The 20,202-nt window shown below is 66.2% G+C and carries 20 protein-coding genes; 10 read left to right on the forward strand and 10 right to left on the reverse strand.

Going from position 1 to position 20,202, the window contains the following annotated elements:
• Positions 1 to 86: 86 nt before the first annotated feature.
• A complete protein-coding gene (hemE, locus tag ACQP1T_RS14340) occupies positions 87 to 1,142 on the forward strand; it encodes a uroporphyrinogen decarboxylase (protein ID WP_433760637.1) in 1,056 nt (351 codons plus the stop codon).
• A 10-nt stretch (positions 1,143 to 1,152) separates the two neighbouring features.
• Positions 1,153 to 1,725 (forward strand): uridine kinase family protein, encoded by a 573-nt coding sequence (locus ACQP1T_RS14345; protein ID WP_433760638.1) that lies wholly within the window; start codon positions 1,153 to 1,155, stop codon positions 1,723 to 1,725.
• 43 nt (positions 1,726 to 1,768) lie between these two features.
• Here the strand turns inward: ACQP1T_RS14345 and ACQP1T_RS14350 are convergent, their stop codons facing one another.
• Complete coding sequence (locus ACQP1T_RS14350) at positions 1,769 to 2,410, reverse strand: TetR/AcrR family transcriptional regulator (protein WP_433760640.1); 642 nt, start codon at positions 2,408 to 2,410, stop codon at positions 1,769 to 1,771.
• Positions 2,411 to 2,634: 224 nt separating this feature from the next.
• Here ACQP1T_RS14350 and ACQP1T_RS14355 point away from each other — a divergent pair, with 224 nt between their 5' ends.
• The 5 genes from ACQP1T_RS14355 (at position 2,635) to hemQ (ending at position 8,923) form a co-directional block, all read left to right on the forward strand.
• Positions 2,635 to 3,438, forward strand: a complete 804-nt coding sequence (locus ACQP1T_RS14355; protein ID WP_433760641.1) for an SDR family NAD(P)-dependent oxidoreductase — start codon at positions 2,635 to 2,637, stop codon at positions 3,436 to 3,438.
• Between the two features lie 31 nt (positions 3,439 to 3,469).
• Positions 3,470 to 4,597, forward strand: coding sequence for a DUF5938 domain-containing protein (locus tag ACQP1T_RS14360; protein WP_433760643.1), 1,128 nt, complete (start codon positions 3,470 to 3,472; stop codon positions 4,595 to 4,597).
• Between the two features lie 86 nt (positions 4,598 to 4,683).
• Entirely contained in the window at positions 4,684 to 6,219 is a 1,536-nt protein-coding gene (locus ACQP1T_RS14365) for an acyl-CoA synthetase (protein WP_433760645.1), read from the forward strand.
• 80 nt (positions 6,220 to 6,299) lie between these two features.
• Complete coding sequence (locus ACQP1T_RS14370; RefSeq protein WP_433760646.1) at positions 6,300 to 7,661, forward strand: protoporphyrinogen oxidase; 1,362 nt, start codon at positions 6,300 to 6,302, stop codon at positions 7,659 to 7,661.
• Between the two features lie 566 nt (positions 7,662 to 8,227).
• On the forward strand, positions 8,228 to 8,923 hold the full coding sequence (hemQ, locus tag ACQP1T_RS14375) for a hydrogen peroxide-dependent heme synthase (protein ID WP_433760647.1): 696 nt from the start codon (positions 8,228 to 8,230) through the stop codon (positions 8,921 to 8,923).
• A gap of 105 nt (positions 8,924 to 9,028) precedes the next feature.
• On the opposite strand, the gene msrB is transcribed toward hemQ, so the two are convergent.
• The 4 genes from msrB to ACQP1T_RS14395 form a co-directional block, all read right to left on the reverse strand.
• A complete protein-coding gene (gene msrB / locus ACQP1T_RS14380) occupies positions 9,029 to 9,472 on the reverse strand; it encodes a peptide-methionine (R)-S-oxide reductase MsrB (protein ID WP_433760649.1) in 444 nt (147 codons plus the stop codon).
• A 46-nt stretch (positions 9,473 to 9,518) separates the two neighbouring features.
• A complete protein-coding gene (locus ACQP1T_RS14385; protein ID WP_433760652.1) occupies positions 9,519 to 10,865 on the reverse strand; it encodes a glycosyltransferase family 87 protein in 1,347 nt (448 codons plus the stop codon).
• Positions 10,866 to 10,943: 78 nt separating this feature from the next.
• Complete coding sequence (locus ACQP1T_RS14390; RefSeq protein WP_433760655.1) at positions 10,944 to 12,500, reverse strand: alpha/beta hydrolase; 1,557 nt, start codon at positions 12,498 to 12,500, stop codon at positions 10,944 to 10,946.
• 32 nt (positions 12,501 to 12,532) lie between these two features.
• A complete protein-coding gene (locus tag ACQP1T_RS14395) occupies positions 12,533 to 13,294 on the reverse strand; it encodes a pyrimidine reductase family protein (protein ID WP_433760657.1) in 762 nt (253 codons plus the stop codon).
• Between the two features lie 35 nt (positions 13,295 to 13,329).
• On the opposite strand from ACQP1T_RS14395, the gene zapE reads away from it, so the two are divergent.
• Together zapE and ACQP1T_RS14405 are read left to right on the forward strand one after the other, a co-directional pair.
• Entirely contained in the window at positions 13,330 to 14,346 is a 1,017-nt protein-coding gene (gene zapE, locus ACQP1T_RS14400; RefSeq protein ID WP_433760658.1) for a cell division protein ZapE, read from the forward strand.
• Positions 14,346 to 15,155: a tyrosine-protein phosphatase gene (locus ACQP1T_RS14405; RefSeq protein WP_433760660.1), complete on the forward strand. Its 810-nt coding sequence runs from the start codon at positions 14,346 to 14,348 to the stop codon at positions 15,153 to 15,155. The genes zapE and ACQP1T_RS14405 overlap by 1 nt, the downstream gene beginning before the upstream one ends.
• Before the next feature lies 1 nt (position 15,156).
• On the opposite strand, the gene ACQP1T_RS14410 is transcribed toward ACQP1T_RS14405, so the two are convergent.
• The 3 genes from ACQP1T_RS14410 to ACQP1T_RS14420 form a co-directional block, all read right to left on the reverse strand.
• Positions 15,157 to 15,648 carry a GbsR/MarR family transcriptional regulator gene (locus tag ACQP1T_RS14410; RefSeq protein ID WP_433760661.1) on the reverse strand — a complete coding sequence of 164 codons (492 nt, stop codon included), beginning with the start codon at positions 15,646 to 15,648 and terminating at the stop codon, positions 15,157 to 15,159.
• Between the two features lie 75 nt (positions 15,649 to 15,723).
• A complete protein-coding gene (locus ACQP1T_RS14415) occupies positions 15,724 to 16,488 on the reverse strand; it encodes an ABC transporter permease subunit (RefSeq protein WP_433760663.1) in 765 nt (254 codons plus the stop codon).
• A 41-nt stretch (positions 16,489 to 16,529) separates the two neighbouring features.
• Positions 16,530 to 17,417 carry an ABC transporter ATP-binding protein gene (locus tag ACQP1T_RS14420; RefSeq protein WP_433760665.1) on the reverse strand — a complete coding sequence of 296 codons (888 nt, stop codon included), beginning with the start codon at positions 17,415 to 17,417 and terminating at the stop codon, positions 16,530 to 16,532.
• A 111-nt stretch (positions 17,418 to 17,528) separates the two neighbouring features.
• On the opposite strand from ACQP1T_RS14420, the gene ACQP1T_RS14425 reads away from it, so the two are divergent.
• Complete coding sequence (locus ACQP1T_RS14425) at positions 17,529 to 18,281, forward strand: alpha/beta fold hydrolase (RefSeq protein WP_433760666.1); 753 nt, start codon at positions 17,529 to 17,531, stop codon at positions 18,279 to 18,281.
• A 5-nt stretch (positions 18,282 to 18,286) separates the two neighbouring features.
• Here ACQP1T_RS14425 and ACQP1T_RS14430 read toward each other — a convergent pair whose 3' ends face one another.
• Both ACQP1T_RS14430 and ACQP1T_RS14435 read right to left on the reverse strand, forming a co-directional pair.
• Positions 18,287 to 18,826, reverse strand: coding sequence for a GNAT family N-acetyltransferase (locus tag ACQP1T_RS14430; protein WP_433760669.1), 540 nt, complete (start codon positions 18,824 to 18,826; stop codon positions 18,287 to 18,289).
• Positions 18,823 to 20,049, reverse strand: coding sequence for an MFS transporter (locus ACQP1T_RS14435; RefSeq protein ID WP_433760670.1), 1,227 nt, complete (start codon positions 20,047 to 20,049; stop codon positions 18,823 to 18,825). Before ACQP1T_RS14435 ends, ACQP1T_RS14430 begins: the two co-directional genes overlap by 4 nt.
• Between the last annotated feature and the right edge of the window lie 153 nt (positions 20,050 to 20,202).

The following is a 20,202-nucleotide window of genomic DNA, read 5'->3' on the forward strand; positions in this document are numbered from 1 at the left end:
ACGCAAGCGACGGTAGACCTTGGGTGCCCGGCGCAGTCGGAGGCGCGCCGCTAGCGGGCCTTGCGGGCCGCATACGATAGGCGGTGATGAGCACTCACACCCGTCGCCGGTTGACCGATGCCCCTTTCCTGGCCGCCGCTACCGGCGCCGCACCGAGCCGTCGTCCGGTGTGGTTCATGCGGCAGGCCGGCCGGTCGCTGCCCGAGTACCGCGAACTGCGCAAGGGCGTCGGCATGTTGGAGTCGTGCTTCGATCCGGAACTGGTGTGTGAGATCACCATGCAGCCGATCCGGCGCCACGGTGTCGATGCGGCGATCTTGTTCTCCGACATCGTCGTTCCGCTGAAGGCCGCCGGTATCGATCTCGATATCGTGGCCGGTGTCGGGCCGGTGATCGCCGCGCCGGTGCGCACCATCGCCGATGTACGTGCATTGCCCCGGCTGCGGCCCGAAGAGGTGGGCGCGGTGACCGACGGGGTGCGGCTGCTGACCGACGCGCTCGGCGATACCCCGCTGATCGGATTCGCCGGTGCGCCGTTCACGCTCGCGTCGTATCTGGTCGAGGGTGGGCCGAGCAAGAACCATGAGCGCACCAAGGCGATGATGCACGCCGACCCGACGACCTGGCACGAGCTGCTCGGCGTCCTCACCGATATCACCATCGCCTTCCTGCAGGCGCAGTTGGCCGCGGGTGTGGACGCGGTGCAGTTGTTCGATTCCTGGGCCGGTGCGCTCTCGCTTGCCGACTATCGCGAATTCGTGCTGCCGCATTCGGAGCGGGTATTCGCGGAGGTCGCCGAGGCCGGCGTGCCGCGGATCCACTTCGGGGTCGGCACCGGTGAGTTGCTCGGTGCGATGGGGGAGGCGGGCGCCGATGTCGTCGGCGTCGATTGGCGGGTGCCGCTGACCGAGGCGGTGCGCCGGGTCGGACCCGGAAAGGCGTTGCAGGGCAATCTGGATCCCGCCGTGCTGTTCGCCGGATCCGCCGCCATCGAAGCCGAGGCGCGGCGCATCGCGCATGAGGCCGATGAGGCGATCACCATGGGGGCTGCGGGTCATATCTTCAACCTCGGGCACGGTGTGCTGCCCGATACCGATCCGGGTGTGTTGACCGCCCTGGTGCAACTCGTCCACGAACTGTGACCGACTAGTCGTGGGTGATCCTCGACCTGCGTCGTCAGGTAGGAGTACGGCGCTCGACGGCATCGTGCATCGGGTCGTCACCAGCGCGCCGCGACTCGGTTCGACCAGGCTGGTGGCCGTCGACGGACCGGGCGGAGCCGGAAAGTCAACGTTCGCAGCGTCTTTGGCGGCGCAGTGCGACGCGCACGTGGTGCATACCGATGACTTCGCGGCCGCAAACAACGGACTCCCGGACTGGCCTCGTCTCGAACGGCAGGTCCTCGTGCCGATCGCCGATAGCCGTCCCGGTCGATATCAGCGATTCGACTGGGACAAGCGGGCTTTGGCCGAATGGCACGATGTCGCTGCCGGGGGAGTGCTCATTCTCGAGGGCGTCTCCTCGGCCCGCGCCGCCGTCCGTGCTCGGCTGTCGCTGGCGGTCTGGATCGAGACCCCGCGGGCGGTGCGTCTCGCACGCGGTCTCGAACGCGACGGTGCCCACACTCTCCCTTTGTGGGAGCAATGGATGGCCGCCGAAGACGCCCACTTCGCCGCCGACCGCACCCGCGAGCACGTGAACCTGATCATTCCCGGTGCGGCTTGATCGTCTCTAACCGGCTGTGCGACAGGATGATTCCGGACTTCGGCTAGGGCTTGCCCTGTCCGATCACCACGTCGAGGAGACCGGCGGCCTCGGTGGCGAGAGTTTCGGCGGCATCACTGTGTCCGGCGAGTTTGCGCAGCAGTGCCTGTTGGAACAGCCCGTCGAAGATGGCGTAGGCCGTGGCCGAGGGGACCAGGAGTGGTCGATCCGAAAGGTCGGCGAACCGGTCGACGACATTGCGGATCATCTGCTCGCGGTGGCCGTCGATTTCGAGCACGTCGGCGCGGAAGGACTCCTCGAACAGACTCTGGTTGCGCAGGTCGTACCAGAGCCGGTGCAGCGGCGCGTCGGCGTCCAGGGTGGCGGCCATCGCGGCGCCGAAGTCGTGACGTAGCTGTTCGGCCGTTGTCGCGGCGGCGACGATGTCGTCGTAGCGGGTGACGCAGACCTGCTCGTACTGCCGCACCGCCTGGGTGATCAGTTCGACCTTGTCGTTGAAGTAGTAGTGCAGCACCCCGTGGGTGAACTCGGACTTCTGCGCGATCTCCCGCAGGCTTGTCCGGGCGTAGCCGAGCTCGGCGAGGGTGTGCAGCGCGGCGGCGGCCAGCTGCGCGCGCCGTTCGCCGAACTTGTCGACCTGGCGGCGCGCGATGCGATCCCGCCTTGTCGCAACGATTTCGGTCATCGTGGCTTCTCTCCGTCACCGCGTCCTGTGAATTCGCCCAGTGTATCGCGGTATCGGGCGCGGGCGACCAGCCGGATTGACGGTTGTGCAAGAAAAGCTTGACGACTGTCTAGAAAACTCTTGACGGTCGTCAAGAATGCGCGCAGACTGTGATCCACGTCGCATTCGCCCGAGGGGCGGATGCGATGACAGCCGAATGGACCATCTCGAGGAGGAGATGCCGGATGAGTGGGTACGAGCTGGCCGGCCGCACGGCCCTGGTAACCGGTGGCGCGCGAGGACTCGGCGCGGGTATGGCCGAGGCGCTGGCCCGCGCCGGGGCGGCGGTCGCGATCGGCGACGTGCGCGAGGATCTCGGCAAGGACACTGTGGAAGCCTTGCGAGCCAGCGGCGCGACGGCCGAATTCGTGCCGCTCGATGTCACCGATGACGCACGCTGGGCCCAGGCGGTCACCGATACCGTCGCCGCGCTCGGCGGCCTGGACATCGTGGTGAACAACGCCGGTGTCGAAATCACCAGCCTCATGGTCGATCTCGATCCGGAAGAGGTGCGCCGGATGCTCGAGGTGAATGTGCTCGGTACCGCGCTGGGGATCAAACACGCGTTGCGTGCGATGCGGCCCGGCGGTGCGGCGGGCCGGGGCGGCGCGATCGTGAATATCGCCTCGGTCGCCGCGACCATCGCCTTTCCCGGAATTTCGGTGTACTCGGCGACCAAGTCGGCGGTGGATCGCCTGACCAGGGTCGCCGCGATGGAGTCCGGGAAGCTCGGCTACGGCGTGCGGGTGAACTGCGTATACCCCGGCCTCGTCCCGACCGAGATGGGTGCCCAATTGGCCAGCGATGTCGCGCGGATCGGATTGTTCCCGAGCGCGGAAGCCGCCGTCGGCGCGGTGGTCGAACAGACACCGCAGGGGCGGTTGGGCGAGGTCGCCGATATGGCCGACGCGGTGGTGTTCCTCGCCTCCGACGCCGCGCGGTTCATCACCGGCGCCGGTCTGCCGGTCGACGGTGGCATGGGCATGTGAGCGGGAACGACAGCGAAAGGTTCGAGATCTGATGAGTACCGATAAGCCCGTAGTCGTCTACGGCGCATCCGGATACACCGGCCGACTGGTCTGTGAATATCTCCGCGAATTCAATATTCCGTTCATCGCCGCGGGCCGGGACAAGGCCCGGCTGCAGGAGGCGATCGACAAGATTCCCGGCATCGAGACCGTCGAGCACGAGGTCGTCGAGGTCGCACACGAGGTCGCATCGCTGACCGAACTGTTTCGCGGCGCCGCCGTTGTCTGCAATACCGTCGGCCCGTTCGCGCAGTACGGGCACGAGGTGGTGCGGGCATGTGTGGCCGCGGGGTCCCACTATCTGGACACCACCGGCGAACAGGATTGGCTGATCGACTGCGACGAGCAATACGGCGAGGAAATGGCCGCGCGGGGTCTGCTGCTCGCGCCGGGCGTCGCGCAGATGTACACCACCGGCGAGATCGCCGCGAATATCTGCCTGGAAACCCCCGGTCTGGACACCCTCGATATCCAGGTCTTCTGGAAAGGCTTCCCGACCGTCGCGTCCACGAAGACGATCCTGGTCAATGCCGCGCTGTCCAAGGCCTACTACCTCGAACAGAACCAGTATGTGGAGTGGCCCGCGGACGGTGGACTCTACGACGTGGTTGTGCCCGGCCAGCACGAGATCGGGCTGGCACTGCCCTGGGGCGGCACCTCGCATCCGGTGTGGTTCAAGCGCGATCCGCGGGTGGCGAATGTGAAGGTGCTCGGCGGCGTATTCAACCGGCCGTTGATGCAGGGCGTGCCGCAAATCGTGCAGGCGGTCGTCGAGCAGGTGAAAGACCTTCCGGTGCAGGAGAAATACCGCGTACTGGCCGAACAGGCCGCGCTGGTTCGCGACGAGATGCCGCCGCGGGAGAATCCGCGGATCAACACCTCGCTCGACTCCGTGTACGCGTCCGGACCGCTGGCGCGTGCCCACTGCGTGATCCATGGGAACTGCAATTACAAGCAGACCGGCCTGCTGCAGGCGTTTGCCGCGAACGCCCTATTGCAGGCGCCGCCGAAACGAACCGGGTTCGCCTCGGCGTGCCAGGCCTTCGGCCATCGGGAACTGCTCGGGGTGCTGCGCGGTTTCGGGCTGGTCGCGGAACCGGTACTGACCGTGCACCGTTGATCGCGGCCTCGGGTCACGGGTGGACAGTGTCGCCCGCCTGTGGCCCGAATCGGCGTCTCCCGCAAAAGCTTCCGCAGAGGATTACCGTGCGTTTGACGGACTATCTCGACAAGGGCGCCTCGCTCGGCGCCGCCGCACCCTGCCTGACCATGAACGGGCACACGCTGACCTACGCGCAGGTACAGCAGTTGTCGTGGCGGATCGCACGCGCACTGGCGCGATCCGGGGTCCGGCCCGGCGAACGGGTCGCGATCCTGTCGGCGAATGACACACTGGCCTTCGCCTGTGTTTTCGGCATCGCCCGTGCCGGTGCGGTGTGGTGCCCGATCAATCCTCGCAACGAGGCGGCCGAGAATCGAGAGCTGCTCGACCTGTTCGACTGCACCTGTCTGATATTCCAATCCGCCTTCGCACCTTTGGTTTCCGCTATCGCACCGCGACTGCCCGGGCTGCGGACATTGGTCTGTTTGGACGGAAAGGCCGCCGACGCACCATCTTTCGACGACTGGGTGCGGGAATGCCCCGATGATCCGTGGCAGGTCGAGCCGATCGACGAGCTCGCCATGCTGGTCGGCACCGGTGGCACGACCGGGCGGCCGAAGGGGGTTCGGCTCACCGGCCACAATATCGAGACGATGACGGCCCTGACCCTGATGAGTTATCCGTTCGAACCTCGACCCCGCTACCTGGCGCTGGCACCGCTGACCCACGCCGCGGGAGTGTTGTGCTTTCCGATCCTGGTCCTCGGCGGGGAGATCGTCGTGATGCCCGCGCCGGACCTCGGTGAATTCCTCACGCTGATCGACCGGCACCGGATCACCCACACCTTCCTGCCGCCGACACTCATCTACATGCTGTTGGATCATCCGGCGTTGCCGGAGGCGAATCTCGGCTCGCTGCAGTGCCTTTGGTACGGAGCAGCCCCGATGTCGACCGCCCGGCTCGCCGCGGCGCTGGACCGGATCGGACCGGTCATGGGCCAGCTGTTCGGGCAGTCCGAGGCGCCCATGATGGTCGCCACGCTCGCACCGAAGGATCACTTCCGCCCCGACGGCTCGATCGCCACCGAACGACTGTCCTCGGCCGGACGGCCCACTCCGCTCACTCGCGTGGCCATCATGGATGCCGAGGGGCACCTGCTTCCCGCAGGGGAGCGCGGCGAAATCGTGGTCAGGGGCCCGCTGGTCATGGCCGGGTACCACAAGAATCCGGACGCGACCGCCGAGGTGTCGCGATACGGCTGGCATCACACCGGGGATATCGGCTACCTCGATGCCGACAACTATCTCTATGTCGTCGACCGGGCCAAGGACATGATCATTACCGGCGGCTTCAACGTCTACTCCGCCGAGGTCGAACAGGCGCTGCTGACCCACCCGGCCGTCCAGGACTGCGCGGTCATCGGACTTCCCGACGATAAATGGGGCGAGCGAGTCACCGCTGTCGTCCAATTGACTCGCGGCCACACCGCGACCGGCGACGAACTGCGCGCGCACACCAAGGCACGCCTGGGCGCGGTGAAAACTCCCAAGCAGGTGGAGATCTGGCCCGACCTGCCGCGCTCGAAGATCGGCAAGGTGCTCAAGCCGGAGATCCGGGCGCAGTTGCGCGGCGACCGCTGACCCGCCGCTCGACCGTGTGCTCGGTCACGAAGGTCAGGGGTGTGCTCGGTGCGGGTCCGTCGGCGGGCTACGGTCGCGACATGAGAATCGCGGTGGTCGGTGGCGGGATCAGCGGGCTTGTCGCGGCGTACCGGTTAAGGCGGCTGCTCGGGGCACACGCTGAGATCGTGGTCATCGATCGGGGTGCGCGGCTCGGCGGGATTCTGTATACCGGCGAACTGGCCGGGGAGCCTTTGGATCTCGGGGCGGAGGCGTTCGTCGGGCGGCGGCCGGAGGTACCCGCGCTACTGCGCGAGCTCGGGATGGAGTCGCAGCTGGTGGTGCCAGCCGGATTGCGGCCACTGGTCTGGGCACAGGGGTGTGCGCATCCGCTGCCGGAACGCACGCTGATGGGCATTCCGTCGGACGCCGAGTCGATGCGCGGGTTGGTCGATGCCGACACGCTCGAGCGGATCGATGCGGAGACGCGACGACCACTGGCCTGGTATCCGGACGCCGATATCGACGTCTACAGTCTGGTCGCCGACCGGTTCGGCACGCAGGTCGCCGAGCGCAGCGTCGATCCGCTGCTCGGCGGTGTCTATGCGGGCAGTTCGCGCTCCATCGGGGTGCGCGCCGCACTGCCGACCCTGGCCGCAGCGCTCGACGATGGCGCATCGAGCCTCACCGAGGCGGTTGGCGCCGCCATGCCGCCGCCCTCGAACGCGCCTGTCTTCGGCGGCCTGCGCGATGGCTACCGGGTCCTCCTGGATGTGTTGGCCGCGAAATCCGAGGCGGAATTCGTCACCGCGACCTCGGCAACCCACCTGACCCGCGCGAGCCACGGCTGGGTCCTCGAACCGGTCGGCGCGGTGGACGCGGTGGTGCTCGCCACACCCGCCCCCGTGACCGCGAACCTGCTGCGCCCCTTCGCCCCGGCCGCCGCATCGGCCGCCGCGGGAATCCAGCTCTCCTCGTCCGTCGTTGTGGCCCTTGCTCTCCCGCGTGACACCGCGCTACCGCAGAATTCCGGCATCCTGGTCGCTACCGGAGAACCCTTGCGCGCCAAGGCGTTCACACTGTCCAGCCGCAAGTGGACCCACCTCGCCGAACGTGAAACCGCCGCCGTCCGAGCCTCATTCGGCAAATTCGGCGACGACGCCACTCAGACCTGGTCCGACGCCGACCTGATCGCGGCCGCCGCCGAAGACCTCGCCACCGTCACCGGCGCCACCATCGAGCCGATCTCCGCCGTGGTGCAACGCTGGCCGGGCGGGCTCGCCCAATACGCCCCCGGCCACCTCGACCGCATAGCCGAAATCGAATCCACCACAGCCGATTTCGAGGGCCTCGCCATAGCAGGCGCCTACCTGCACGGCGTCGGCGTCCCCGCCTGCGTGGCCTCCGGCACCGCGGCCGCCCACCGCATAGCCACCACCCTGACCCACACCACCGCCCCGTGATCCGCACTGCGCGACAGCGGTGCTGAGCGCTTGGATCTGAGCTGCGGCATCCTGATCCGCGCTGTGCCCGCACTGGGACTTCACTCGTGCCCAGACCTGAGCTGCCGTGTCCAGGTTGGCGCTGCGCCACGCGGCGACGGGGTCGCAGTGCCCTGGCCCGAGCTGCGGCGAGCTGATCGGCACCACACCACACGCTGCCGCTCGGCAGTCGCACCGTCAAATGACCGGTATTGATGGCCGCGAAGACCTCGCGTCGGTCGGGAATTCGATCTGTCGACGGTCTCGGCGTGAACGCGTGCTGCTCCCGGTCGGGCGGTGGGCGTGTCCGCTATGGACGACGAGTTGATGCGTTGAACCGCACCCGGATGACCGACTGTCGCTCACGGCGGGGCATCCGGCCGTGATGGTGCAGTCGGTTCGCGCACCCAATACGCCCGATCAACGCATCCGCACCGAGCAGTTCACGCAGCGACCGTACGGGTGAGGTCGCGCACGCGGCGCTCGCATCCCGGTCCGGAACGGCCCGCAGCGATGCGTCGATCCGCGGCAGTGGCACGATAGGAATCATGGCGCGACTCGACTATCAAGCACTCAATTCCACCATCCGCTACCTGATGTTCTCGGTGTTCCAGGTGCAGCCAGGGGTGCTGGGAGACGACCGTGAGGCTGCCATCAAGGAGGCGCGGGCGTTCTTCGACGGGCTCGACGAGCGTGATGTCGTGGTGCGCGGCATCTACGATGTCGCGGGGATGCGCGCCGATGCCGACTTCATGATCTGGTCGCATGCCGAGCGGGTCGAGGATCTGCAGTCGGCGTACGCGGATTTCCGGCGTACCACCGAACTCGGCCGGGCCAGCGCGCCGGTCTGGAGCAATGTGGCGCTGCATCGGCCCGCCGAATTCAACAAGAGTCACATTCCGGCGTTCCTGGCCGGTGAGGATCCGGGCAACTACATCTGCGTCTACCCCTTCGTCCGCTCCTACGAGTGGTATCTGCTGCCCGACGACGAGCGCCGCAAGATGCTCGCCGACCACGGCAAGGCCGCGCGCGGCTACCCGGATGTGCGTGCCAACACCGTGAGTTCCTTCGCCCTCGGCGACTACGAATGGATCCTCGCCTTCGAGGCCCCGGAACTGCACCGCATCGTCGACCTCATGCGTGACCTGCGCGCCACCGAGGCCCGCCTGCACGTGCGCGAAGAGGTCCCTTTCTTCACCGGCCCCCGCGTCGAAATCGAAAAGCTCATCGCCGCGCTGCCCTGATCACTGACCGGTCCGATTCACCGACCGTTTGCGGGTGCCCCAGTTTTTCGGGGCATGCGCAACATGCCGGTCGGTCTGTATCTTTCGCTCAGCGCCGCAGTCGTTCTACTCCGCTGCACTGCCCGAGGGGTGCAGTTGCAGGGCGATGGAGTTGATGCAATAGCGCTTATCGGTGGGCGTGTTGTATCCCTCGCCCTCGAAGACGTGGCCGAGGTGGCTGTGGCAATTCGCGCACAGCACTTCGACCCGGTGCATGCCCAGTGCGTCGTCGGAGCGCAGAATGACCGCCTCCGACTTCGCCGGGTCGAAGAACGACGGCCAACCGCAATGCGAATCGAATTTCTCGGTGCTGCGGAACAATTCGGACCCGCACGCGCGGCAGACGTAGACGCCCTCGGTCTTGGTGTCGGTGTACTCGCCGGTGAACGGACGCTCGGTCGCGGCCTGTCGCAGCACCGCGTACTCCTCCGGATTCAGCTTGGCCTTCCACTCCTGTGGGGTCAGCTGAATCCGGGGCGCGGGTAGGGACGTGTCGGCGTCAGAACTCATTGCTCCACGCTAATAGGTTTTCGACGCATGCGTCGAATGTGCCGTCCTACTTGAGCGCACTCGCGCGTGGTTCGTCGAGCAATTCCCTGCCGTTCGCCGCCTCCTGCGGAGTGCTCTCGTATGCCGTCTCCGGCTCGACCACCCGCGGCGCGTCTTCGGCGGAATCCCGCGAATCCGGCGCCGAGCGCATCCACTCCGGATCGATTCCGAACGGCAGCCGACCTTCCCGTCGCGCCGCCAGATAGCGCTCGACCAGCACACACGCGATAACGATCAGCAGCAGACCCCAGCCGAAGGTGATGCGCAGATACTCGAGGTTGCGCCCGAGGCCCTGCCAGCGGTCCGAGAGCCACTTGTCGTAGGACATGAATCCGAAGACCGCCAACCACGCCGGCCAGTTCCGCATCACCGAATTGCGCAGCACCACCGACATCAGCAGCGGGAACAGCATCATCGAGTAGTACATCTGTCCAAGTGAGGACAGCAGGAACGACGCGGTCATCAGCACACCGGAGGCGGTCGTGACGAAGAACAGTTCGTCCTCGCGGTAGTAGCGGTACAGCAGCCACAGCGTTATGGCGACGACGATGCCCATGACGATCCGGATACCCCAGGTCAGCCACAGTGGCAGACCGTAGTACGCCGCATTGCCGACGATCGCGCTGTTGAAGTAGTCCCGAGATTCGAAGATGTAGCGCGCGGTACGGGTGAAGAACTTGTCCGCATCCTCGGACATCGGCCAGGCGATCGCTGTGAGCGCCACCGGAACACCGATGGCGGTGTAGAACACCTTCCACTGCCCACGCGCCGCCGCGATCAGCACCAGCGGGGCGAGCGTCGGTTTCACCGCGATACTCAAACCCAATATCGCACCGGCCCACAGATCCCGCCGCGCCAGCAGCAGCATGAGGAAGGCCACCTCGGCCAGCAGCACGCATCCGTTCACATTGGTGAAAACCAGTGTGTTGATGACGGTTTCGGAGCTGAACATGGCCAGCAGCAGCGCCGGGGCGGCCACCGAGGACAGCGTGAACTTGAACAGCTTGAGCAGCAGGTACCAGGCCACGATGATGGCGGCGGCATTCAGCAGGATGAAGCACCAGCGCGACTTTTCCGGATCGATCAGCGCCAGGGGCGCGATCAGCAGCGTGCCGCTCGGCGGATACAAGTAGTGCGGATCCACCAGGTTGTAATTTGCCGTGTACACCGGTCGGTGGTTGAGGAAGGCCAGCGACGCGTTGTAGACCGGTTTGAAGTCATCGGTGATGAACCCGTTGACTGCCTTGATGAAGATCCGGTTGAGCACGGTCATGACCGCGAGGGGCCAGAGTGCGAACTTGATCACCTCGGCGGTGGTGCGAGCGGTGCGAGGCTCGAGCTGTCGAAGTAACACTGGGGCACGGTACACCGGATCCGCACGCCACGGTTGCCGGGACCTACCTGGCGCGCCGATGTTGTCCGATTCACTTGCTCATGCGGGGCAAGCAGTGCCATCGGCGGGCAGCTTGGCATCCTTCAAGTAATCGGTGAGAGCCCGTTGCGCACAACCGGAATGGGCGAAAACCGGATGACCCCATCCCTGCCAGGTGATCGCGGCCTTGCGCGCCCCCGCAGCGCCGAGCGCTCCGGTCACCGAGGCTTGACCGCCGTCGCCGACCAACGGATCCGCCACCCCGCCGAGCACGAGAACCGGCAGGTCCAGCTTCTCCGGCAGCGGCGGCGCGGCAGTGACCGGCCAGGCGACGCATTCCATCATCCCGATCGCGGCCGACCTGCCGAAGACCGGATATTTGGTACCCCAGGTGTCCGCGAGTTCCTTGGCCTTGGTGGGGCTCGGCGGCAGCTGGTTATCGGTGCAGCGGTTGACGAACTGACCGTCGGCCGCGGTAGCGGCGGTTTCGCGCTGGATCAGCGTCCCGAGCGGGCCGCGATCGCCGCGCCCGGCGGCGGAGAGCGCGTCGGCGAGTTCGGTGATGTGCGCGGACTGGTCGCGTGGACCGGCCAGGAAGCCCGACAAACCGGTCAACAGCGCATTCGCGGAGATGTCACCGAGTCCGCCGCTGCCCGCCTTGCGCACCAGCTCGATGATCGCCGCGCGTGGGTCGGCACCGAGTGAGCAGCCGACTCCGGTACAGCGCTGGGCGAATGCGGTAACGGCGGCCTCCGCGCCCTGGACGCGCTGTTCGGTGCGGGTGACGGCATCGGCGCCGACCGCCTCCGGCGAGTCCAGTACCAGCCGCGCCAAGTGGTCGCCGAACTTCCGGGCGTAGCTGAGCGCGACCTTCGCGCCATTGCCCGAACCCAGCAGATCGATCCGATCGACCTGCCACTGCCTGCGCAACTGTTCGATGTCGTCGGCGGCGTGCGGTGCGTCGAAGGTGCCCTCATAAGGCTGCAGGAAGTCGCGGCAGGCGATGGTGGCGTCCTGGCTGAATCCGGTCACCGCTTCGACGGGATCGCTTGCGCCCGGACCGAATTGCCCGTTATCGGCGAGGCCGCGGCGGGACTCGACGGTCATGCAGTCGATCGGTTGCGAGGTGCCGAGGCCGCGCCGGTCCACCGCGACGATCGGGCGACCGGCCAGCAGCCCGTTGCCCGCGCCGACGGCGAGCCCGGCCAGTGTCGCGGTCGAGGAGCGGTCCGAGCCGGAGGTGATGACCAGCGGCGCGACATCGGTCGGAGTCTGCGGCAGCCGGGCCCGCATGGCGCCGGTGCGGAAGTTGCCGAGCACACCACCGGTCGAATCGATCGGCGTGGTGTATTCGGCGCAGTCCAGCACCAAGCCGGTCGGCGCGGGACCGAGGCCGAGCAGATCCAGCGTCGGTGTGGTGCAATCGCGCCAGGTCAGATCGGTTTTGGGGACACCGGCATCCGGCGGCGGCGCGATGACCGTGGTCGGGTGCGGAACCGCCCCGCCCTGCGGCGCGCGCTCGACGGCGACGCCGGGGCGATCGGAAGGTCCCGCACCGCATCCGGCGATCATGATCGAGAGTGTCGATGCCAGCACGACGGCTCGAGTCCAGCGCATGCGCTACAGCCTGCCAGGTTCGTGCGGTTTGTTCATGAACGGGTCCAGCGGGCAAGCATGGTGCCGTCGTCGTCGAGCAGGATGTGCCGGCGCACCATCGGTACCCGGAACTCGTGGGCGGACAGCGAGATTCGGCGGGCGGTGCCGCCCACCAGTATCGGCGCGGTGGTGACGCACAGTTCGTCGACCGCGTCCGCCTCCAGCAGCTCACCGAACAGATGCGGACCGCCCTCGCACAGCACGCGCCGCAGCCCGAGGTCGTCGAGTGTGTTGAGCAGGCCCCGCGGGGTGATCGCGACACCGCCCGCCTCGATGACGTGCGCACCCGCCTCGGCGAGCTGCTGTTTGCGATCCTCCGGCGCGGTGCTGGTCGTAATGACGAGTGTCGGAACTTTGGTTTCGGTGAACAGCCGCGCGCCCGGCTCCAGCGCGGCGCTCGCGGTGACCACGGCGATCGGCGGCGGCGCGCCGTCGCGATGTCCGCCGATTCCGCGGTCGTAGAGTGCACGCCGGAAGACGGGGTCGGTCCCGGCGCCGCCGTAGTTCTCCGCTCGCGCGGTGCCCGCGCCGATCACGATCACATCGGCCAATTGGCGCAACAGCATGAAAACGGTTTTGTCGGCTGGGGTGCCGAGGCCCTCGGAGACATTGTCGCTGGTGGCGGAGCCGTCGATGCTGGAGACGAAATTGGCGCGGACCCAAGGGGCCTGGAGTTCGGTGGGGTAGGCGTACAGGTCGGCCAGGTCGTCCCGGCTCAGTCCTGTGAGCTGGATCGCATTGTGGATACGCTGCATGAAGAAAGATCACACCACGTCATTAGGCTTCCAGCATGCAAGAGCGCCTTGTCGATCGCCATCCGGAGGTTCCGGCGGACCAGTTGGTCGCCCAGATGGTGCCACCGCCCATGTTCGACGAGGTCAGTTTCGCCTCCTACATTCCAGATCCGCAGGAGCCGTCCCAGGCGGCCGCGGTCGGCAAGGCCGAGGGTTTCGCCGGTCAGGTCACCAAGATCTATCAGGCCGCGAACAAGAAGAGCCTGTTCGGGAAGAAGAAACCGATCAGCGGGGCCGGCCTCTACCTCGACGGCGGCTTCGGTGTCGGCAAGACCCACCTGCTGGCCTCCATCTTCCACAGTGCGCCCGCGCCGAAATCCTTCGGCACCTTCGGTGAACTCACCAATCTCGTCGGCGCACTCGGCTTCAACAACGCGCTGGAGCGGCTCGCGGCGAACAGCGTGCTGTGCATCGACGAATTCGAACTCGACGATCCCGGCGACACCATGCTGGTCTCGCGGCTGCTGACCGAGCTCTCGGCGCGCGGCGTCTCCATTGCCGCGACCTCCAACACCCTGCCCGGCCAGCTGGGGGAGGGGCGCTTCGCCGCCCAGGACTTCCTGCGCGAGATCAAGAAGCTCGGTTCGATCTTCGAGGCGGTGCGCGTCGACGGTCCGGACTACCGGCACCGCGATCTGCCGCCAGCGCCGGAACCGACCTCGCCGGAGCTGCTCACCGAACGTGCCTCTGCCACACCGGGTTCCACGCTCGACGAATTCGACGCGCTGCTGAAGCATCTGAGCACACTGCACCCGTCCAAGTACGGCGCGCTGATCTCGGGGGTGTCCTCGGTATACATCTCGGATGTGCATCCGGTGACCGATCAGGCGGTCGCGCTGCGGATCGTCGTGCTCGCCGACCGGCTGTACGACGCGAGCGTCCCGGTGACCGTTTCGGGTGCGAAGCTGGACGAGATCTTCTCCAAGGAAATGCTCGACGGCGGGTACCGCAAGAAGTACCTGCGCGCGATTTCGCGTTTGCTCGCGCTTTCGCGCTTCGAGGTAGCGGCGTAATGGTCGGAGCAGGCGCGGTCCGTCGTTCCGCTCGAGTTCCGGTGGCGCTGGCCGCGGGTCTGACTGTCGCCTTCGGGCCGGTGGCAGGCGTCGCACCGGCCGACCCGGTCTACGTCGCCGATCCGGTCACCTTCGACCGCGCGTTGAACCTGCAGGGCGTGCAGAACGGCCGCGACGCGGGCGGTTACCGCACCACCGACGGCCACCGGGTGCGCACCGGACTCGTCTACCGCACCGGCCAGCTCAACAATGCCACTCCGGCCGATCTGGCCGTGCTGACCGACCGTCAGGTGCGCGTCGTCGACGATCTGCGCACCGTCTACGAGCGGACCATCGCGGCCGATCGCGTGCCGAGCGGTGCGGTCGCGAACTGGAACGACGTCATCGGCCAAGCCCCGCCGCAAACCTTGGTCACCACCCTCACCGGCGGCGATGACCTCTACCGCGCTTTCATCACCGCGCCGGGCGCGAACGAGGCCTTCGCCTCGGTGCTGCGCGACATCATCGATACCGACGGCGCCGTCCTGTTCCACTGCACCGCGGGCAAGGACCGCACCGGCTGGACCTCTGCCGTACTGCTGACCGTCCTCGGCGTGGACCGCGACACCGTCACGCAGGATTACCTGCTGTCCAACCAGTACCGCAATGCGAGCCCGAACGATCCACTCAACGGCGTCTCGGCCGGATGGCTGGATGCGGCCTTCGACCAGGCGAACCAGAGCTACGGCAGTTTCGACGACTACGTCCGCGAGGGATTGCAGCTGTCGGCCACCGATATCGCGGCGCTGAAGGCGAAGCTGCTCGCCTGATTCAGGCGGGGTGCTCCGCGTACCAGCGATCGATCAATGCGGGCAGCTCCTTGCCCATCCACACGAAGAACTCGTGCATATCCCGAACCCGTTCGGCATCAGCACCATTCGGGTCGTCGAACAGCGCGAGTCCGCGGGCGGTCATGTTGGTGAGGTCGGTGTACATACCGCTCTGCTGACGGGTCAGCTCCGGCAGAATTCCGGGCCGGATCGAGTAGTAGTCCTTGCGATCGCCTGGCTTGGAGATCTTGTCCACCCAGCGCATGGTGACCAGTGTCTTCAATGCCGACGAAATGGAACCCTTGGACGCCTGCAGCGCATCGGCGATCTGGCCGAAGGTCTGCTCCGGCGGATCGCTGACCAGCAACCACCCCGCGGCCCGGCCGGTCATCCGGACCAGGCCCATCCGCTCCAATACGAGCGCGAAATCCTCGACGAATGCCAGCTTTTCCGGAGTCGGTCCGGTTGTCTGCTCGTTGTCGGTGGTGCCCATCGCAGAAGTATCCCTTCCAGAACGCGGATAGCGGTAAACGGGGCGGACCGTGTCGGTCCGCCCCGGATCGGTCGATCAGACCGCCAGATCGCGGCGATCGAAGGCGCCGAGCGCCAGCACCAGGGCGACGGCCGCCACGACGATCAGCACCACCAGGTGAGTGCCGTTCCAGCCGTGCACCAGGGGCGCACCGCCATTGGCCCAGTAGAAGGGCGACAGCTTGCGCACGAAGTCATCACCGAGGTTGTTGGCAAGATAGCCCGCCACCGCGATCAGCGACGCCGTACCCAGTGTCACCGAACGCTTTCCGGTGGCCGCGCCGACCAGCAGCGTGATCGCACCGACGACCAGCGCCAGCAATCCGAGGCCCGCGCTGGCCGCCACGATATTGCCGGTGGGAACGTCCAGCCCACCCGCATCGGTCCCGGCGATAACGCTCAGGGTGAGCACGGTGGTGGCGATCGCGATCTGCACGGCCAGTGCGGCGAATCGCTGCAGCAGCAGGTTCATCCGGTTGATCGGTTGTGCGAGAAGCAGATCCAGCATCCCGTTCTCCTCCTGCGCCACCGAGCGGCTCGCGAAGGTGACCGCGAAGATCAGCATCAGCAGCAGACCCATCAGCGAGTACACCGTCGCGTTCAAATATCCACTGGCGCTGGCGAAATTGCTGAGACCCATGGCTTCGTACATCTTGTTCTGCTTGATATCCAGCGAGCCCTGCTCCTTCAGCGACTGATAGGACGGCAGATACATCATCGGAATGATGGCGAAACCGGTCGACCAGCCGATCAAGCCGCGCCGCTGTTCTTTCGAGGTCTGGGTGAAAATCGAGCGAGTCATCACGAATGCTCCTGTGCGATAAATGATTCGGTTGGGGATGATCAGCGGCCATAGAGGCTGAAGAAGATCTGCTCGAGATCCGGCTCGGTGGACAGCACGCTCACCAGTCGGTATTTCGCGGCAATCTTGAACAGACCGTCGACCTCGCCTTCGGTGGTGCAGCGCAAGGTCTTTCCGTCGACGGACAGATCGCGCACGCCGGGCAGTCTGGCGAAGTCGTCGCCGAAAACGTCCTCGCCGAAGACCAATTCGACCGATCGCGGCGAACGCCTGCGCAGATCCTCGACATTCTCGGTGCCGAGCAGTCGACCGGCGCGCATGATGACCGCCCGATCGGCGCTCTGCTGCACCTCGCTGAGAATGTGCGAGGACATGAACACCGTCTGACCGTTGCGCTTGGCCGCGGCGACCAGGTCCAGAAAGCGTTGCTGCAGTAGCGGATCCAGTCCCGAGGTGGGTTCGTCGAGGATCAGCAGATCCGGATTGTGCATGAAGGCGGCGATGATGCCGACCTTCTGCTTATTGCCCTTGGACATCGCGCCGACCTTCTTGGACAGATCCAGATCGAGCAGATCGGCGAGGTCGGTGATCCGTGTCGGTGCGACATCGCCGCGCAGATCGGCGAGGAAGGTCAGTAGCTCACGAGCGGTATTGCGGCCCTCGATCTCGAGTTCGCCCGGCAGGTATCCGATGCGCTTGCGCAATTGCGCACCGCCGACGCGCGGCTCGATGCCGAACAACTCGACGCGACCCGCGGTCGGTCGGATGAGATCCAGCAGGATGCGGATGGTGGTGGACTTGCCCGCGCCGTTGGGCCCGAGAAACCCGAACACCTCGCCCTGGCCGACCTCGAGGTTCAGGTCGGTGAGTGCGACGTGCTTGCCGTAGTGCTTGGTCAGGCCCTCGGTGCGGATCGCGGCGGTGGTCATGATGCTCCTTCGACAGGTACGCAAGGTTCTCGTGTTCCGTAAAGACTGATATGTTCAGTAAAGACTGAACATACGGAACTTGTCAATCATCAGAGGGGCTACGATCCGGTCATGACGACGTTCAAGACCTGGGACGGCCTGGAGCTCAACTACCGCGTATGGGAGGGCACCGGCATCCCGGTCGTACTGCAACACGGGGTTGTCGCCGATACGAATGCCAACTGGATGGCCACCGGGGTGGTCGCCGCTCTGCAGGCCGCCGGGCGCACCGTGGTGTCATTGGATGCGCGTGGGCACGGTCGATCCGAGAAACCCCATGATCCGGCGCGGTATTCATGGGCGGGGATGGCACGCGATGTCAGCGCACTGTACGACGAACTCGGCTTCGATCGCGTTGTGCAGGTGGGCTATTCGATGGGTGCGATCATCTCGCTGCTGGTCGCGGGCGCGGACGAGCGGGTGAGCAAGCTGGCTGTGGGCGGCATCGGCTCCGGTGTGCTCGATTGCGGCGGCGTCGACCGGCGCGTCATCGATATCGACGATCTGCGCGCCGCCATGCGCGGTGACGGCGCGGGCACACCACCGATCGCGATGATGTTCCGGATTCTCGCCGACGCGGTGCGCGCCGATCGCGATGCCATCGAGGCGGTCGCGACCGGCCTCGATGACGAGCCGATCAAGACCCTGGCCGATATCACGATGCCGAGCCTGGTTCTGGCCGGTGACAAGGACCCGTTCGCCGCCGAGCCCGATCGGCTCGCGGCTGCCCTACCCGACGCGACGTTGCGGGTCGTGCCCGGCGATCACCTGATGGCAGTGGTGGAGCCGAGTTTCCATGCGGCGGTGGTCGAGTTCGTGGCCTGATCCGGTCAGAAAACCCGTCGCATGACGAAATCGTGATGCAACTGGCTGCCCACGGTGAAGGTTTTGGTGCCGACCCGTTCGAATCCGTGCTTGAGATAGAACCGCTGGGCGCGCTGGTTCTGCTGGTTGACCCCGAGCCACACCCCGGCGACCGCCTCCTCGCGGGCCTGCTCCAGTGATGCCTTCATCAGTGCCTTCGACACACCGGCGCCATGGTGGCCGGGCAGCACGTACATCTTGCTGATCTCGACGGCCGGTCGCAGGTCGACGGCCTTGGCGACGTCGGGATCGGCCGGGTCACCGTAGTGCAACATCGCGTAGCCGACGATATCGCCGTTCGCCACCGCCTTGAGCACGATCCGGGTGGGGTCGGTCAGATATTCGCCGAAGCGTTCACCGGAGAGCACCTCGGCGATGAAGATCTCGATATCGTCCGCAGTGGCGTGCGGCGGACAGGCGAGCGGAAAGGTCGCGGCCGCAACGTCACTGAGCGCCTCGGCGTCCCACAATCCGGCCCGGTCGACGGTGACTGGGATGTTGCTCATGTGTCCAGTACAGCACGACCGGCGCTGTCAGCGGAAAGTTCATCCGGTTCGGAACGGGAATGGAATACACCCCCGAGTCCGATAACGATTGCCATGAACAGGACCGGAATCACGAAACCGATCCGATGTCCGAACCCGGCGGCGATCGCGCCGACCAGCCCGCCGCCGACGAGTGTGCCCGCGTAATTGAACAGATTCAGACGTGCGATGAGTGCGTCGAGCTGCCGTCCGCTGGTCAGCTGTCCGGCCTCGCTGAAGCACAGCGGTGCGACGACGCCGGTACCGAAACCGCCGATCAGAAATCCGACGATCGCGACGACCGGTCCGGGCGCGATCACCGCGACGGCCAGCCCGAGCAATCCGATCGCCCCCGCGATGCGTACCACCCGACGTCCGCCCAGCCGCCGTACCCACAGATCCCCGCTGAGCCGGGCGGCCAGCGACGCGCACTGATAGACCGCCAACGCCAACGCCGCGGTGGACGAACTAGCAAGTAGATCCTCCTTCACATACAACGCCGACCAGTTGCTGACGGCGAGATCGATCGCGAATACGAGCGAGGCCGCGATGCCGAAGGCGAGGTACATGCGCAGCGGAACCATCCCGGATGCTCCGGATTCACTGTCGGCCACTTCCGCCGGACCGGATTCGGCTTCCTTGGCGCCGAGCAGGCGCGGGCCGATCACCACTCCGACTACCAGAACAATGCCCGCCGCCGTCATCAGCGATTCACGCAGCGTGACATCTGTTGCCTCGCAGGCGGATACGAACAGCGCGCCGAGGATCGATCCGGCACTCCACGCCGCGTAGAACGACGACAGGATGAAGGTCCCGTATCCGTGCTGAATGAACACGCCCTGCATATTCGTGCTCGCATCGACGATGCCGACCGCGATTCCGTAGAGCCCGAGCGTGATCAGTAGTACGGGGGTATTCGGAGCCAGCGCGATGGCGCATCCAGTGATTGTGATGCCCAGCAGTCCGATCCGCACGGTGACTCGGCTCGACCATCGCGTGGCCACCTGCTCGGCCGCCACGCTGCCGACGCCCGCGAGGATCGAAACCAGCACCACCGAACCCGCGATCAAGCCATCGGACAGGCCGAAGCGATCCTTCTGTTGCGGCAGTTCGGTGAGCACCACCGCGAAGAAAAAGCCCTGCAATCCGAAGGCGAACGAATTCGCGATCCGGGCTCCGCGCAGGACAGGAGAAATCGGTCCCATCTGCGGAGAGTATCGGCCCGGCGGTGGCCGTGCCCGGTGAAACCGTCGCGGTCATCCTTTCGTCGGATGCGGTGCGCGCGAAGGTCATCCTCTGGTCAGATTCGCTGGCCACGGTCGGCGCGCGGGTGGTCGAGATCGGTGACGCGTGCCACT

Source organism: Nocardia sp. CA-135398 (genome assembly GCF_050955845.1).
Taxonomy (GTDB): Bacteria; Actinomycetota; Actinomycetes; order Mycobacteriales; family Mycobacteriaceae; genus Nocardia.

Coding starts and splice junctions, on each gene's coding strand:
- ACQP1T_RS14405 (WP_433760660.1), top strand. CDS start 14,346: ATGGTCGGAGCAGGCGCGGTCCGTCGTTCCGCTCGAGTTCCGGTGGCG.
- ACQP1T_RS14420 (WP_433760665.1), bottom strand. CDS start 17,417: ATGACCACCGCCGCGATCCGCACCGAGGGCCTGACCAAGCACTACGGC.
- ACQP1T_RS14395 (WP_433760657.1), bottom strand. CDS start 13,294: ATGCAGCGTATCCACAATGCGATCCAGCTCACAGGACTGAGCCGGGAC.
- ACQP1T_RS14360 (WP_433760643.1), top strand. CDS start 3,470: ATGAGTACCGATAAGCCCGTAGTCGTCTACGGCGCATCCGGATACACC.
- zapE (WP_433760658.1), top strand. CDS start 13,330: ATGCAAGAGCGCCTTGTCGATCGCCATCCGGAGGTTCCGGCGGACCAG.
- ACQP1T_RS14355 (WP_433760641.1), top strand. CDS start 2,635: ATGAGTGGGTACGAGCTGGCCGGCCGCACGGCCCTGGTAACCGGTGGC.
- msrB (WP_433760649.1), bottom strand. CDS start 9,472: ATGAGTTCTGACGCCGACACGTCCCTACCCGCGCCCCGGATTCAGCTG.
- ACQP1T_RS14430 (WP_433760669.1), bottom strand. CDS start 18,826: ATGAGCAACATCCCAGTCACCGTCGACCGGGCCGGATTGTGGGACGCC.
- ACQP1T_RS14370 (WP_433760646.1), top strand. CDS start 6,300: ATGAGAATCGCGGTGGTCGGTGGCGGGATCAGCGGGCTTGTCGCGGCG.
- ACQP1T_RS14390 (WP_433760655.1), bottom strand. CDS start 12,500: ATGCGCTGGACTCGAGCCGTCGTGCTGGCATCGACACTCTCGATCATG.
- ACQP1T_RS14425 (WP_433760666.1), top strand. CDS start 17,529: ATGACGACGTTCAAGACCTGGGACGGCCTGGAGCTCAACTACCGCGTA.
- hemQ (WP_433760647.1), top strand. CDS start 8,228: ATGGCGCGACTCGACTATCAAGCACTCAATTCCACCATCCGCTACCTG.
- ACQP1T_RS14350 (WP_433760640.1), bottom strand. CDS start 2,410: ATGACCGAAATCGTTGCGACAAGGCGGGATCGCATCGCGCGCCGCCAG.
- ACQP1T_RS14410 (WP_433760661.1), bottom strand. CDS start 15,648: ATGGGCACCACCGACAACGAGCAGACAACCGGACCGACTCCGGAAAAG.
- ACQP1T_RS14435 (WP_433760670.1), bottom strand. CDS start 20,049: ATGGGACCGATTTCTCCTGTCCTGCGCGGAGCCCGGATCGCGAATTCG.
- hemE (WP_433760637.1), top strand. CDS start 87: ATGAGCACTCACACCCGTCGCCGGTTGACCGATGCCCCTTTCCTGGCC.
- ACQP1T_RS14415 (WP_433760663.1), bottom strand. CDS start 16,488: ATGACTCGCTCGATTTTCACCCAGACCTCGAAAGAACAGCGGCGCGGC.